The following is a 13,953-nucleotide window of genomic DNA, read 5'->3' as shown; positions in this document are numbered from 1 at the left end:
CGGGCGGATGCCGGCCAAGCCGCGCGCCGGTGTCTGGCGCCAGCTGCTGAAACGCCGCCTGGCGGTGCTTGGCTTGATCATCGTCGCCATTGTCGTCGCCGGCGCCGTGCTGGCGCCATGGCTGACCGGCTATGACCCGAACGAGCAGATGTTCGACGGGCTGACGCTGGAAGGCGCGCCGCTGCGGCCGGACGCGAAATTCTGGCTGGGCACCGATTTGCTCGGCCGCGACCTGCTCACCCGCATCCTGTTTGGCGCCCGCACCTCGCTGATCATCGGCATCGTCGCCAATGGCGTGGCGCTTGTCATCGGCACGCTGGTCGGCGTCACCGCTGGCTATTTCCGCGGCTGGATCGGCAGCGCGCTGATGCGCTTTACCGATCTGATGATGGCGTTTCCGGCGCTGCTGCTCGCCATCTGTCTGGCGGCGGTGTTCGAACCCAGCCTGTGGATCGTCGCCATGGTCATCGCCCTGGTCAACTGGGTGCAGACCGCCCGCGTCATCTACACCGAGACCAGTTCGCTGGCCGAGCGTGAGTTCATCGACGCCGAACGCACCATTGGCGCCAGCGCGCCGCGCATCCTGTTTCGCCACATCCTGCCACATCTTTTGCCGACCATCATCGTCTGGGGCACGCTCGGCATCTCGACCACGGTGCTTCTCGAAGCGACGCTCTCTTTCCTCGGCATCGGCGTGCAGCCGCCGACAGCGTCCTGGGGCAACATCATCTTCGAGAACCAGACCTACTTCCAGGCAGCGCCCTGGCTGGTGTTCTTCCCTGGCGCCGCGATCCTGGCGCTGGCGCTGGCCTTCAACCTGATCGGCGATGCGCTGCGCGACATTCTCGATCCGACGCAAAGAGGCCGGGCATGATCGCCTATCTCGGCCGCCGCGTCATCCAGTCGGCGCTCATCCTGCTCGGCGTGTCGCTGATCACCTTTGCGCTGCTCTATCTGTTGCCGGCCGATCCGGTGCGGCAGATCGCCGGCCGCAGCGCGACGCCCGAGACGGTGGAAAACATCCGCCGCCAGCTTGGCCTCGATCAGCCCTTCGTCATTCAGTACTGGCGCTATCTGGTCAGCCTGCTCAGCGGCGATCTCGGCCGCTCCTACATCCAGCGTTCCGAGGTCACCGAACTGATCGTCTCGCGGCTGCCGGCGACGCTGCTCTTGATGGTCGGCGCCATCCTGTGCGAACTGCTGATCGGCCTGACCATGGGCCTGATTGCCGCCGTCAAGCGCGGCACCGCCACCGACCAGACGCTGATGCTGGCCTCCTTCGTCGGCGTCTCGGCGCCGCAATTCGTCGTCGGTCTTTTGCTGCTCTATGTCTTTGCCGTGAGGCTCAGCTGGTTTCCGATCGGCGGCTACGGCACATGGCGCCATCTGGTGCTGCCGTCGCTGACCATGGGCATTCTCGGCGCCGGCTGGTACGCCCGCATGATGCGCTCGTCGATGATCGACGTGCTGCGCCAGGATTATGTGCGCACCGCGCGCGCCAAGGGCCTGGCGCGGGGCGCCATCCTCTTTCGCCACGCACTACCCAACGCCATCCTGCCGGTCATCGCCATGATCGGCATCGACATCGGTATCTTCATGGGCGGCATCGTGGTGGTCGAAAGCGTGTTCGGCTGGCCGGGCATCGGCCAACTCGCCTGGCAAGCCATCCAGCGCGTCGACATCCCGATCATCATGGGCGTCACCCTGGTGTCAGCCTTCGCCATCGTGCTCGGCAATCTCTTGGCCGACATCGTCGCCCCGTTCATCGACCCGCGCATCAAGCTCAGATGAAGAATGAAAAAACAACCAGAGAAAGGGAACCGTCAATGAACCGACTTTTTGGGAAACGATTTTTGGCATCCACCGTTGCGGTATCGGCGCTTGCGCTGATGCTCGGCTTGGCCAGCGCCCGCGCCGAAGACGCTGTCGACCCGAACGCCAAGCAGGGTGGCGAGATTGTCGCCACCTACAAGGACGACGTCACGACGCTCGACCCGGCGATCGGCTATGACTGGCAGAACTGGTCGATGATCAAGAGCCTGTTCGACGGGCTGATGGACTACGAGCCGGGCACCACCAACCTCAAGCCCGACCTTGCAGAAAGCTACGAGATTTCGCCGGACGGCAAGACCTTCACCTTCAAGCTGCGCCACGGGGTGAAGTTTCACAATGGCCGCGAGATGACCGCCGACGACGTGAAATACTCGCTCGACCGCGTCACCAATCCGAAGACCCAGAGCCCCGGCGCCGGCTTCTTCGGCTCGATCAAGGGCTATGACGATGTCGCCGCTGGCAAGGCGGAAGGCCTCTCCGGCGTTACTGTCGTCGACCCCTACACGGTCAAGTTCGAGCTGAGCCGGCCCGACGCCACCTTCCTGCATGTCATGGCCATCAACTTCGCCCATGTCGTGCCGAAGGAGGAGGTCGAGAAATATGGCGCCGATTTCGGCAAGCATCCGGTGGGCACCGGTGCCTTCAAGCTCGCCGAGTGGACACTTGGCCAGCGCATCGTCTTCGAGCGCAACCCGGATTACTGGCACAAGGGCCTGCCGCATCTCGACAAGATCACCTTCGAGGTTGGCCAGGAGCCGATCGTGGCGCTGCTTCGCCTGCAGAAGGGCGAGATCGACCTGGCTCTCGACGGCATTCCGCCGGCCAAGTTCCAGGAGGTGATGTCCGATCCAGAGCAAAAGTCGCACGTCGTCGAGGGCGGCCAGTTGCACACCGGCTACATCACCATGAACACAACGATGGCGCCCTTCGACAATGTGAAGGTGCGGCAGGCCGTCAACATGGCGATCAACAAGGCACGCATCGTCCAGATCATCAACAACCGCGCGGTGCCGGCCAACCAGCCGCTGCCGCCGTCGATGCCGGGCTACGACAAGGAATACAAGGGCTATGCCTATGACGTCGCCAAAGCCAAGGCGCTGCTGGCCGAGGCCGGCCATCCCGATGGTTTCGACACGCAATTGTTTGCCATGAACACGGACCCCAACCCGCGCATCGCGCAGGCTATCCAGCAGGACCTGGCGGCGATCGGTATCAAGGCCAGTATCCAGGCGCTGGCCCAAGCCAATGTGATTGCCGCCGGCGGCGACAAGGCCGGCGCGCCGATGATCTGGTCGGGCGGCATGGGCTGGATCGCCGACTTCCCGGACCCGTCCAACTTCTATGGCCCGATCCTCGGCTGTGCCGGTGCTGTGCCGGGCGGCTGGAACTGGTCGTGGTATTGCAACAAGGATCTCGACGCCAAGGCAGCCGAGGCCGACTCCATGACCGATCCGGCGAAGTCTGCAGAGCGCAACAAGATGTGGAGCGATATCTACGACAAGATCATGGCGGATGCGCCCTGGGCGCCGGTCTTCAACGAACAGCGCTTTACGATTAGATCCGCGCGCATGGGCGGCGCCGACAACCTCTATGTCGACCCGGTCCACGTCTTCATCAACTACGACAATGTGTATGTAAAAGATGTGCAATAACTGCGACTACACCATCCATGGGCGCCATCATCATTTCGGCTGGGACAATTCCTTTGTCCCGGCCGAGCGGGTGGCGCCCGGCTCGACCATCGAGTTTCAATGCCTCGATGCCGCCGGCGGCCAGCTGAACGCCGACAGCACGGTCGCCGACGTCGCCACGCTCGACTTCGGCAGGGTCAACCCGGTGACCGGGCCGATCTTCGTCGACGGCGCCGAGCCGGGTGACGCGCTGAAGGTAACGATCGAGATGTTCAAACCGTCCGGCTTCGGCTGGACGGCGAACATTCCAGGTTTTGGGCTGCTTGCCGACGACTTCAAGGAGCCGGCGTTGAACATCTGGAAGTATGACGCCGCCTCGCTCGAGCCGGCATTGTTCGGGAAGAACGCGCGGGTGCCGCTAAAGCCGTTTGCCGGCACCATCGGCAACGCACTGGCCGAAAACGGTCTCCATTCGGTGGTGCCGCCACGGCGCGTCGGCGGCAATCTCGACATCCGCGATCTCGCCGCCGGCACGACGCTCTATCTGCCGGTGGAAGTGGCGGGCGCGCTGTTTTCGGTCGGCGACACGCATGCTGCACAAGGCGATGGCGAGGTCTGCGGCACGGCGATCGAGAGTCCGATGGATGTCGTGCTCAAGCTCGACCTGGTCAAGGATGCCAGGCTGAAGACGCCGCGCTTCACCACGTCCGGCCCGGTGACGCGGCATCTCGACGCCAAGGGTTATGAGGTGACGACAGGCATCGGCCCGGACCTGATGGCCGGCGCCAAGGAAGCGGTGGCGCAAATGGTCGATTTGCTCGCCGGCCGCTACAAGATCGACCCGGTCGAGGCCTATATGCTGGCCTCGGTGTGTGGCGATCTCCGCATATCGGAAATCGTCGACATGCCGAACTGGGTGGTGTCGTTCTACTTCCCGCGCTGCGTCTTCGAATGAGCGCAGGTACTGCCAAAAAACCGGCCGGGGCTGTCGCCCCGGTCGTCTCGACCGCCACCCAGCCGGTGCTGGACATAGCCGGCCTGTGCGTCAGCGTGCGCGGTGAGGACGGCGAGCGGGAAGTTGTCTCCAACCTCTCTCTGAAGCTCAAGCGCGGCGAGACGCTTTGCATTGCCGGCGAATCCGGCTCCGGCAAATCGATGACGGCGCTGGCGATCATGCAATTGCTGCCGCAGCCGGCCGGCCGGATCTCGTCGGGCGCCATCCGGCTTGGCGACACCGATCTGGCGACACTCAGCGAACGCCAGATGCAACGCATTCGTGGCGACCGCATCGCGATGATTTTCCAGGAGCCGATGACCTCGCTCAACCCGGTGCTTTCGATCGGCCGGCAACTGACCGAATCGATCGAGGCGCATACCGGCCTGTCCCGCGCCGAGGCGCGCTGGCGCGCCATTGAGGCGTTGAAGGCGGTCCGCATCTCCGAGGCCGCAAGCCGGCTAAAGCAGTTCCCACATGAGCTGTCCGGGGGCATGCGCCAGCGGGTGATGATCGCCATGGCGCTGGCGCTGAAGCCCGACGTGCTGATCGCCGACGAGCCGACCACGGCGCTCGACGTCACCGTGCAAGGCGAGGTGTTGGAGCTGCTGCGCGATTTGCAGCGCGAGCATGGCACCAGCGTCATCCTGATCACCCACGATATGGGCGTCGTCGCCGAAATGGCCGATCGCGTCATCATCATGCGGCATGGCCGCATGGTCGAGGAAGGCATGGCTGCTGACATCTTCGCCCGGCCACAGGCCGACTACACGCGCGAATTGCTGGCCGCGGTGCCGCGCATCGGCACCGGCATCGGCCGGCAGGCATCCAGGGATGTCGAGGTGGCAACGCCGGCTAACGTCGCCGTGGTCAACGATCTGCATGTCCGCTTCGACCTGCGCGGCGGTTTCTTCGGTCAGGTCACCCGCCGTGTGCACGCCGTCGAAGGTGTCAGCTTCTCCATCGCGCCCAACGAGACGCTGGCGCTGGTCGGCGAGTCCGGTTGCGGCAAGTCGACCACCGCCAAGGCGCTGGCCGGGCTGGTGCCCTATCAGGGCGATATCGCCATTGGCGGGCGCAATCTGTCTGGACTTGGCCGTAACGAGCGCAAGGCGGTGCGGCGCGACGTGCAGATGATTTTTCAGGACCCTTACGCCTCGCTCGATCCGCGCATGCGCGTCGGCGATCTCGTCGCCGAACCGCTGCTGATCCATGGCATCGGCTCACGGGAAGAGCGCAGAGATCGTGTGGCGGCGCTGTTTGGGCGTGTCGGCCTGTCGGCCGACCAGATGGAGCTTTATCCGCATGAATTCTCCGGCGGGCAGCGCCAGCGCGTCTGCATCGCGCGGGCACTCGCACTGCGGCCAAAGCTGATCGTCGCCGACGAAAGCGTCTCGGCGCTCGACGTGTCGGTGCAGGCGCGCGTGCTGGATTTGTTGAAGGAATTGCAGCGCGAATTCGGCGTCGCCTATCTGTTCATCTCGCATGACATGGCGGTGGTCGAGAACATTTCCGACCGCGTCGCCGTCATGTATCTCGGCCAGATCGTTGAGATGGGCACGCGCGACCAGGTGTTTTCCAACCCGCGCCACCCCTACACCAGGCGGCTGATCGAAGCCGCGCCGGTGCCCGATCCCGCTCAGCGCAGGAGCCGCTTTGCCCGCCTCGATCAGGAGATTGCCAGTTCGACCCGGAAGATCGGGGAGAACCCGCTGCGGCTGGTCCTGAGCGATGTCGGCGGCGGGCATCTCGTGGCGGGTGTCTGAGCCCAGGAGACGAGACCGACCAACTCTTGCCATTCCAGGGGTTTACCGCGCCTTAGGCGGATGCCGTCATCATGCGCGTTCGGTGCAAGGGGATGATCAATCTTGCTGGGTGCGGTTCTGCAGATGCTGCCGGGTCGGTTCATGGATGTGCGCATGCGCGCATCCGACGACTACGACACGCGTGTCGTCGAGCGGCCCGGACGCTGGATGCAGCCGGCCGAGCTGGAGCAGCTGACGCAGGATTTGCGGCTGGTCGCGTCGAAAACCCTGGGGGATGGCAGCCTGACCTACGGCGTGTTTTCCGGCGACCGCAGCCGGCTAGAGCACGCCATCATCACCATCGTCTACAGGCGCAGCGATGGACGGCCCATCGCCTTCAATGCCCTGGCGCCGATGGAGATTTTGCTGGCCGGCAAGCCCTATGAGGTCTTGCATCTGGGATTGGTCATGGTCGATCCGGAGGAGCGCAGCCGCGGCCTGATCTGGATCCTCTACGGATTGACCTGCTTCCTGATGTTCCTGCGCAATCAGCTCAGGCCGGTCTGGATCTCCAATGTCACGCAGGTCCCGGCTGTCGTCGGCATGGTGGCGGAGGCCTTTGCCAACGTGTTTCCCGATCCCCATTCCGGCGCGCGGCGGTCGCTGACCCATGTCCTGCTGGCGCGGCAGATCATGGCGCGCCATCGCCATGTCTTCGGTGTCGGCGCGGATGCCGGTTTCGACGAGGAACGTTTTGTCATCACCAATGCCTACACCGGCGGATCGGACGAGCTGAAAAAGTCGTTCGACGACGCGGCCAAGCATCGGGTCGAAACCTATAACGACTTCTGCCGGAACGAGCTCGACTACGGGCGCGGCGACGATGTGCTCCAGATCGGGCAGATGAATTTCCAGGCCGCGCGCATTTATCTCGCCGACGCCGTTCCGCGTGGCTCGCTTGCAGCCCTGGCAGTTGCGGGTACGGCGGCCACTTTGCAGCGGCTGATCCTGCCCGTGGTCCACTGGGCCGACAGCAGCCGGCAATGGGATTTGTTGCGACCATGGACACGCTAACGGCTTCATCCGTGGTGCGCCGGCTCACGCGCAAGCGCACGGAAAACGACGCATGACTTTTGACAATACATTTGTCGCCGACACCATCACCTCGCTGGCTGCCCTGGCCGGGCTGGTGATCGTCATAGCGGTCGTCGGCGGGCGGGATGCCAGCGATCCGCTGTCGCGGCGTTTTCTGTTCGGCTTGCGGGTGCTGGCGGTGCTGCTTGCCTGCCGGATCCTCGACTGGATCAGCGGCTTGGGCGTCTTTCGGCTGGTCACCATCGTCGCCGCAGGCCTGTTGCCACTGGCAGCCCTGCTGCTGACTGAGGGTCTGTTGCGCCGGCACGCGCCTTTCTTTCTCAAGCTGCTCGCCGCCGGCGGCGCGGCCGCCTTCCTGCTGCTGGCAATGATCCCGGAACGCTTCGCCGAACCATGGCGAATGGCGGCCCTTCTGCTTTTCCAGTTCGGCGGCTTTTTGGCGATTGGCTGGCTGGTGGTGTTGCGCGACCGAGACAGCCTGTCGGCTGCCGAAAACCGCACGGTCGAGCGCATGGCGCTGTCGCTGCTGCTGATCCTTCCGTTCATGATCACCGACTATCGGCCCGGCCTGTTCGAGGTGCCGGTGCGGCTTGGCGGCATCGCCATCCTGTTCCTGTGCTGGCTGACGATCGGCTTGGGACGGTCGAGCCTCGGCCATCGCGACACGATCGGGGCTTTCACTGTTATCGCGCTGAGTTCTGTCTTTGCGGGCCTGGCGCTGGGCGGCATCGATCACACCGGCTGGCGGGGCAGTGTTCAGGGCGTGGTGATCGTGCTGTCCGCCACGCTGCTGGCCGTCATCTACAATGACAGCGTCAGCCTGGCCGCCGAAAAGCGCCGCGACTCGCTGCTGCGGCACATGGCCGAGGGCGATTTGACGGATTCGGCACGCTTTCTGCGCGGCCTGCAAAATCATAGCCTTGTCGATGGCGCCTTGATCCTGCCTGCCGCCGAGCTTGGCGATTTCGATCTGAAGGTTTTGACCCGGGCGCTTGAGCAGGCCCCTGTACGCTCGGTCGCGGACGTACAGCCGCAATCGCTTGTCGACCAGGACATACGCGAGCAGCTGGCATGGCTGTTCGAGAAATACGAAGCGACCCATGTGCTGGTGGCGACGCTCAACCCATTGACCGTGGTGGCGCTCAACATGCCGGCGCTGGCGTCGTCACCGGGCGTGGAAATGGAACTGCGCGCCGTCCAGCGCATGGCCATGCTGATCGCGCAACGCGAGGCGATGACTTGACGAAAGGCGGGCCGGCATTTGCGCCGGCCCGTCCGTTGTTTCGAGATCAGGCTGCCTTGGTCTTCAAGTCTTCTTCTGCGCGCACCATCTTGGTCACGCCGGCGAAGTCAAGCTTGCCGGAACCGAGCACCGGCACTTTCGCGACGACGCGCACTTCGGCCGGCACCATCAGGTCCATGGCGCCGTTGGCCTTGGCGAAGGCCAGGAATTGCGCGCGCGTGGCGTCGACGGCTTCGGTGATGAGGATCAGTTTCTCGCCCTTGCGGGCATCGGGCACGCTGGCGACCGCCGACAGCGAGCCTTTCCACAACTCACCGGCCAGGGCCTCGACAGCCGCCAGCGAGATCATCTCGCCGCCGATCTTGGCGAAGCGTTTGGCGCGGCCGCGAATGGTGATGAAGCCGGCTTCGTCGACGGTGACGACGTCGCCGGTGTCATGCCAGCCGTCTTCGAGCAGCTCGATCACGCCAGGCTTCTCGGCCCGGAGATAGCCGGCCATGACATTGGGGCCGCGCACGAACAGGCGGCCGCCATCGTCGACGCCCGGCACCGGGTCGAGGCGGTATTCCATGCCGGGCATGATCTTGCCGACGGTTCCGGAGCGGTTGTACATCGGCGTGTTGATCGAGATCACCGGCGCGGTCTCGGTGACGCCGTAGCCCTCGAGGATACGCACGCCGAACTTCTCCATATAGGTCATGCGCGTCGCGGCCTTGACCGGTTCTGCGCCGGCAAAACAATAGCGTATCGAGCGGAAGTCATATGGATGCGCGGTGCGCGCATAGCCCGACAGGAAGGTGTCGGTGCCGAAGATGATGGTCGCGTTCGAGGCGTAGATCAGTTCGGGCACGATGCGGTAGTGCAGCGGCGAGGGATAGAAATAGACCGGCACGCCCGCGACCAGCGGCAGCACCGTGCCGGCCGTCATGCCGAAGGAATGGAAGATCGGCAGCACGTTGAAGACCTTGTCGCCCGAATGGAAGTCGATGCGCGACGCAGCCTGGGCGGCGTTGGCCAGGATGTTGCGGTGGGTCAGCACCACGCCCTTCGGCGTGCCTTCGGAACCCGAGGTGAACAGGATCACCGCCGGATCGTCGGGCAAGCGCTTGGCGCGCGGCGTCGACTTGCGCAGCAGGCCGAGCAGTTTTTCCCTGAGGCTGATGGTCTTGCGCAAATCGTCGAGCCAGACGATGTCCACCGAGCGGCCCATTTCCTCGACCACGGCGCCGAGCTTTGCCTGTTCGACAAACGCGCGGGAGGTGAGCACGGTCTTCACCTCGGCGGCCCTGCAGGCGGAGAGGATGTTGGCGGCGCCGGCGGTGAAGTTGATCATCGCCGGAACCTTGCCGGAAGACATGACGCCGAGCAGCGTCGCGCAGGAGCCATTGGCGTTGGGCAGCATGATGCCGAGCGTCTGCTGGTCGGCATAGATGTTCTGGAACTTCTCGCCGAGCACGGCGGCAGCGGTCAAAAGCTTGCCGTAGCTGAGCGAACCGGTGACCGGATCCTCGACGGCGAGCTCTCTCATGCCACGCTCGTTCGCGGTCTGGATGATCTTTTCCAGCACGGTTTTGTCGATGTCCTGGGTGCGGAAGACGAGATCCGACATGACCTGGTAGAGGGCGGAGCCCGCGGCGGCGCGGCGCTTGCGGCCCTTCAACTCCGGCGCAACCTCGAGCTTGACCGGTTCCAGAATGGTCACCTTGACCTTCGGGAACAGGCGGTGGCGCACATGCTGCGCCGACAGCCGCGAAAAATAGCTCTTCTCCAGCCCGTCGATGCGCACCGGCACGACCATCGAGCCGGTCTTGTCGGCGACCATGGCGGCGCCGTCATAGACCTTCATCAGGCCGCCGGTAACGGTGATGCGTCCCTCCGGGAAGATAACCAGCGGGTCGCCGCCCTGCACGATCTTGATCAGCGTGCGGGTCGACATCGGCTTGGCCGGGTTGAGCGGCAGAGCACGGGCGAGCTTCATGAACGGCTTCATCCACCAGGCCTGGGCGATGGTGTAGTCGATGGCGAAGACCGGCTCCTCGTCGGTCAGCGTCAAAGCGAGCGGACCGTCGAGGAAGCTGACATGGTTGAGCGCCAGGATCGGCGCCTTGCCTGCCGCCTTGAGGTTCTCCATGCCCTCGACTTCGAGGCGCAGGAAAGCGCGGAACAGGATGGAGACGAAATCGCGGAAGGCGTTGGTCGGCAGGAATTTCAGCATCAGCCAGGCGGCAATCGCGTTGGCCGCGGCGAGGCCGAACAAGATGCCGCCGGTGGAGACCTTCGTCTGGATCACGGCGACAACAATGCCGCCGACCGTCATGAAGCCGGCATTGACGATGCTGACGGCAGCAACGACGCGGGCGCGGCGGGCTTCAGGCGACCAGGCTTGTACTGCGGCGAAGGTCGGCACCACGAGGAAGGCGCTAGCGATGGCCATGCCGGCAAGGTCGATCGCGACGCGGATCGTGTTCGGGCCGGCGAAGAATGCGCCAAGGGTTTCGACGCTTGGTGAAGGCGGCATGCTCCAGATCGTCCAGGCAAGGTGCAGGCCGAACAGAGCCAGCAGCGCCGTGCCGACCGGTGCCGGCAACAGCACGATGCGGCCCTGCGACATCCAGGCGGCGATGGCCGAGCCGATGGCGATCGAGACGGCGAACACGGCGAGATAGACGGTGACGGCCATTTCATTGCCGCCGAGCGAATCCTTGATCATCGTCGGCAGGATCGACAGCACGATGGCGCCGATCAGCCAGAACCACGAGGTCATCAGGCCGGCGCGCCAGATCCGCGTGTCGGTGCGCAATTCCGAGACCTGACGCCAGGTCGAGCGGAAGATGTTCTTGTCGATGACGAGGTCGGGTGCTGCCGAACCGGTGGACGGAATGTAGCGGCTGACGAGCCAGCAGCCGACGGCGAGCGCCATCATGATCGGCCCGAACACCGTGACGCCGATGCCATCGGCGGAAACGACGCCGCCGGCAATGGTGCCGCCGAGGATGGCGGCAAAGGTGGCGGACTCGATCCAGGCGTTGGCCTTGGGCAGTTCCTTGCGCTCGAGGTGATCGGGCAGGATGCCGTATTTGATCGGCCCGAACAGCGCCGAGATGATGCCGAACATCAGCAGCGCCACCATCAGCACCGGGATCGACGACAGCGCGATGCCAGCGACGGAGACTCCCGCCGCGGCGATCTCGGCGAATTTCAGACGCTTGGCGATGAGGGCCTTGTCGAAGCGGTCGGCGATCTCGCCGCCAAGCGCCGACAGAAGCAGGAAGGGGGCCATGAAGACGGCGCCCGCCAGGGTGACCAGGGACGCCGCCTTGTCCGCCGCCAGCGTGAACAGAATTAGGAACACCAGCGTGTTCTTGAGGAAATTGTCGTTGAAGGCGGACAGGAACTGCGTCCAGAAGAGCGGCGCAAAGCGCCTAGATGTCATCAGATGCGCTGTCGGACGATTGATCGGGGCGATTTCCATAGCGGCGACTTCCATTGGGCAAGACCGGTGCAATCCCTTGGGGATCGATCAGCGGTCTTGCGTGGTTTGGGTCTTGTTCTAGCGGGAACCCGGTTACACTTCGTTACTGCGGCTGACATCCATCAGCAGCTTCTCGGTCTTGGCGTCTTCAAGCCGGTTGATGAAGCGGTTCGATTCTTCCGCGTCACGCAGCGTCTTGGTGATGGTGATGGAGGTATGCACGAGCATGATGGCGGCCATCGCGTAAAACCCCTTGGCGGCGAAGCTCGCCTCCATGAAGTAGATGCCGCCTGCCATCATCGAGGCGGCAACGGCGAAGCTGGCCATGGTGAAGGTTTTCCAGGCGCTTGAATCCTTTGATGCGTAAGTGTTGGGGGTCATCGGTATGGTCCTTTCGTTTCTGGGTTAGGTTGGGTGGGCGTCGGTCTGTTTCAGGCCGGATACAATCAGGCAGGCTTGGCGATGGTCTTTGCCAGCCGTTCGAGCACGGCGTCGGCACTGCTTCTCAGCGGCGCGCCGCAACCGGCGGCGGCCAGTTTTTCGCTCACCGCGGCCGGATCGCCCGACTGTTCCATCTCGGCCATGGCGGCTGCCGTGGCATCGATCTGTTTTTGCCGTGTGCGCAGCCGCAGCAGGGTTTCCTCGGCGTCCTTCAGCGCCGACAGGCTTGAGCCGGGGCTTTCGCGCAGGCGCTGGGTGGTGTCGACCGCAGCGACGATGCGCTGGCCGCGCTGCAATTCGCGCAGCCGCATTTCGGAGGCGCGGACAATCCGCTTGAGGCGCTCGATCTCGGTGCCGAAGCTTTTCTGCGCCTCGCTGGAGGCATCGCGTTCGGCCTCCAGCAAGGCAATCGTTTCCGCCGCCTCGCGAGCCAGTTCGTTCTGTTCCTGCTCGATGGCGGCGATCGTGCGCTTCTCCAGGTCCTCGATGCGGGCAACCAGCTTCTTGAATTGCACGACCTCTTGCTCGTTCTGGGCGATAGCGACGGCGACCGCCCGGCGGGCGGCGGCGATGGCGTCGGCGCAATCGCGGATCTGCTGGCGCAGGATCACCATCGCATTGCGGTCGACCATCGCTTCCGCGGCTTCGTGGCTGTGGCCACGCACGAGCGCAAAAAACTGTTTCAACATTCCGGCTTCTCCTCTATGAACAATGTTCACGAACGCAACGTAACACATCGTGAACGGCGTTCAAGAGAAAAATGAACATTGTTCAAAAGTTTCGGGTAGAGAAGGTTAATGACGGCAAAACGGGACGCCAAGCGCGAGGATCTCAAGGGCAGGCTGGTTGCGGCCGCCGAGGCGCATATTCAATCGTCAGGTCTCGGCGGGCTGCGCGCGCGCGACATCACGGCCGACGCCGGCTGTGCGCTGGGCGCGCTCTACACCGCCTTCGCCGACCTGGACGAACTCATCCTGCACGTCAATTCCATAACCCTGGAGCGGCTGGGCGCGGCCTTGCGTGAGGAGGCGACCAGCGCGCTTGAGCCCCGGGGCAAGCTCAAGGCGCTGGCCAAGGCCTATCTCGGCTTTGCGCGTGACAATCGCATGCTGTGGGCAGCCCTGTTCGAGCATCGCATGGCGCCCGGCGTGCCGGTGCCCGAATGGCATCTGGCGGAGCATGCGGTGCTCATCCAGCATCTGGTCGAGCCGCTCGCGGCGCTGCGTCCGACGGCGGATACACCGGAATTGCTGGCCCGCGCGCGCACGCTGTTCTCGGCGGTGCACGGCATCGTCGCCATTTCGCTCGAAGACCGCTTCATCGGCCTCGCGCCCACAGATCTCGAAGCCGAATTGCTGAATTTTGTCGATGTGCTGGTGACGGGGCTTGAGACAGAAGGCGAGTAAGCGCTGTCCGCTCTTGTGCTCGCTGGCCGCCCGAGCAAAGACACGGCGTTGATCTTCTCACGAAGAGCTGATGTGCCAGGGCTTCCCTGCCCA

The 13,953-nt window shown here is 64.1% G+C and carries 11 protein-coding genes; 8 read left to right on the top strand and 3 right to left on the bottom strand.

Annotation, left to right across the window (positions count from 1 at the left end):
- The first annotated feature begins 7 nt into the window (after positions 1 to 7).
- The 7 genes from AC1DXU_RS27090 to AC1DXU_RS27060 all read left to right on the top strand — a co-directional run bounded on the left by AC1DXU_RS27090 (position 8) and on the right by AC1DXU_RS27060 (position 8,541).
- A complete protein-coding gene (locus AC1DXU_RS27090; protein WP_477374138.1) occupies positions 8 to 874 on the top strand; it encodes an ABC transporter permease in 867 nt (288 codons plus the stop codon).
- Complete coding sequence (locus AC1DXU_RS27085) at positions 871 to 1,791, top strand: ABC transporter permease (RefSeq protein WP_477373933.1); 921 nt, start codon at positions 871 to 873, stop codon at positions 1,789 to 1,791. The genes AC1DXU_RS27090 and AC1DXU_RS27085 overlap by 4 nt, the downstream gene beginning before the upstream one ends.
- 98 nt (positions 1,792 to 1,889) lie before the next feature.
- Positions 1,890 to 3,485: an ABC transporter substrate-binding protein gene (locus AC1DXU_RS27080; RefSeq protein WP_477374136.1), complete on the top strand. Its 1,596-nt coding sequence runs from the start codon at positions 1,890 to 1,892 to the stop codon at positions 3,483 to 3,485.
- Positions 3,475 to 4,419: an acetamidase/formamidase family protein gene (locus tag AC1DXU_RS27075; protein ID WP_477373931.1), complete on the top strand. Its 945-nt coding sequence runs from the start codon at positions 3,475 to 3,477 to the stop codon at positions 4,417 to 4,419. Before AC1DXU_RS27080 ends, AC1DXU_RS27075 begins: the two co-directional genes overlap by 11 nt.
- Positions 4,416 to 6,224: an ABC transporter ATP-binding protein gene (locus AC1DXU_RS27070; RefSeq protein WP_477373929.1), complete on the top strand. Its 1,809-nt coding sequence runs from the start codon at positions 4,416 to 4,418 to the stop codon at positions 6,222 to 6,224. Before AC1DXU_RS27075 ends, AC1DXU_RS27070 begins: the two co-directional genes overlap by 4 nt.
- A 102-nt stretch (positions 6,225 to 6,326) precedes the next feature.
- Positions 6,327 to 7,277: a GNAT family protein gene (locus AC1DXU_RS27065; protein WP_477373927.1), complete on the top strand. Its 951-nt coding sequence runs from the start codon at positions 6,327 to 6,329 to the stop codon at positions 7,275 to 7,277.
- Positions 7,278 to 7,329: 52 nt separating this feature from the next.
- Positions 7,330 to 8,541: a hypothetical protein gene (locus tag AC1DXU_RS27060; protein WP_477373925.1), complete on the top strand. Its 1,212-nt coding sequence runs from the start codon at positions 7,330 to 7,332 to the stop codon at positions 8,539 to 8,541.
- 46 nt (positions 8,542 to 8,587) lie between these two features.
- Here the strand turns inward: AC1DXU_RS27060 and AC1DXU_RS27055 are convergent, their stop codons facing one another.
- From AC1DXU_RS27055 to AC1DXU_RS27045, 3 genes are all read right to left on the bottom strand, one after another.
- Positions 8,588 to 12,013, bottom strand: coding sequence for an acyl-[ACP]--phospholipid O-acyltransferase (locus tag AC1DXU_RS27055; protein WP_477373923.1), 3,426 nt, complete (start codon positions 12,011 to 12,013; stop codon positions 8,588 to 8,590).
- 93 nt (positions 12,014 to 12,106) lie between these two features.
- Positions 12,107 to 12,394, bottom strand: a complete 288-nt coding sequence (locus AC1DXU_RS27050; RefSeq protein WP_477319687.1) for a YiaA/YiaB family inner membrane protein — start codon at positions 12,392 to 12,394, stop codon at positions 12,107 to 12,109.
- Between the two features lie 65 nt (positions 12,395 to 12,459).
- Positions 12,460 to 13,143, bottom strand: a complete 684-nt coding sequence (locus AC1DXU_RS27045; RefSeq protein ID WP_477373921.1) for a PspA/IM30 family protein — start codon at positions 13,141 to 13,143, stop codon at positions 12,460 to 12,462.
- A gap of 108 nt (positions 13,144 to 13,251) precedes the next feature.
- Here AC1DXU_RS27045 and AC1DXU_RS27040 point away from each other — a divergent pair, with 108 nt between their 5' ends.
- On the top strand, positions 13,252 to 13,860 hold the full coding sequence (locus tag AC1DXU_RS27040; RefSeq protein ID WP_477373919.1) for a TetR/AcrR family transcriptional regulator: 609 nt from the start codon (positions 13,252 to 13,254) through the stop codon (positions 13,858 to 13,860).
- Positions 13,861 to 13,953 lie beyond the last annotated feature (93 nt).

Source organism: Mesorhizobium sp. P3_A10 (assembly GCF_056403175.1).
Note: the sequence above shows the minus strand (reverse complement) of the source record. Positions and strands in the feature narration are given on the sequence as shown.

What these genes read in the sequence shown, in the direction of transcription:
- AC1DXU_RS27090 (WP_477374138.1), top strand. Translation starts at nt 8, where the DNA reads ATGCCGGCCAAGCCGCGCGCCGGTGTCTGGCGCCAGCTGCTGAAACGC.
- AC1DXU_RS27085 (WP_477373933.1), top strand. Translation starts at nt 871, where the DNA reads ATGATCGCCTATCTCGGCCGCCGCGTCATCCAGTCGGCGCTCATCCTG.
- AC1DXU_RS27080 (WP_477374136.1), top strand. Translation starts at nt 1,890, where the DNA reads ATGCTCGGCTTGGCCAGCGCCCGCGCCGAAGACGCTGTCGACCCGAAC.
- AC1DXU_RS27075 (WP_477373931.1), top strand. Translation starts at nt 3,475, where the DNA reads ATGTGCAATAACTGCGACTACACCATCCATGGGCGCCATCATCATTTC.
- AC1DXU_RS27070 (WP_477373929.1), top strand. Translation starts at nt 4,416, where the DNA reads ATGAGCGCAGGTACTGCCAAAAAACCGGCCGGGGCTGTCGCCCCGGTC.
- AC1DXU_RS27060 (WP_477373925.1), top strand. Translation starts at nt 7,330, where the DNA reads ATGACTTTTGACAATACATTTGTCGCCGACACCATCACCTCGCTGGCT.
- AC1DXU_RS27055 (WP_477373923.1), bottom strand. Translation starts at nt 12,013, where the DNA reads ATGGAAATCGCCCCGATCAATCGTCCGACAGCGCATCTGATGACATCT.
- AC1DXU_RS27050 (WP_477319687.1), bottom strand. Translation starts at nt 12,394, where the DNA reads ATGACCCCCAACACTTACGCATCAAAGGATTCAAGCGCCTGGAAAACC.
- AC1DXU_RS27045 (WP_477373921.1), bottom strand. Translation starts at nt 13,143, where the DNA reads ATGTTGAAACAGTTTTTTGCGCTCGTGCGTGGCCACAGCCACGAAGCC.
- AC1DXU_RS27040 (WP_477373919.1), top strand. Translation starts at nt 13,252, where the DNA reads ATGACGGCAAAACGGGACGCCAAGCGCGAGGATCTCAAGGGCAGGCTG.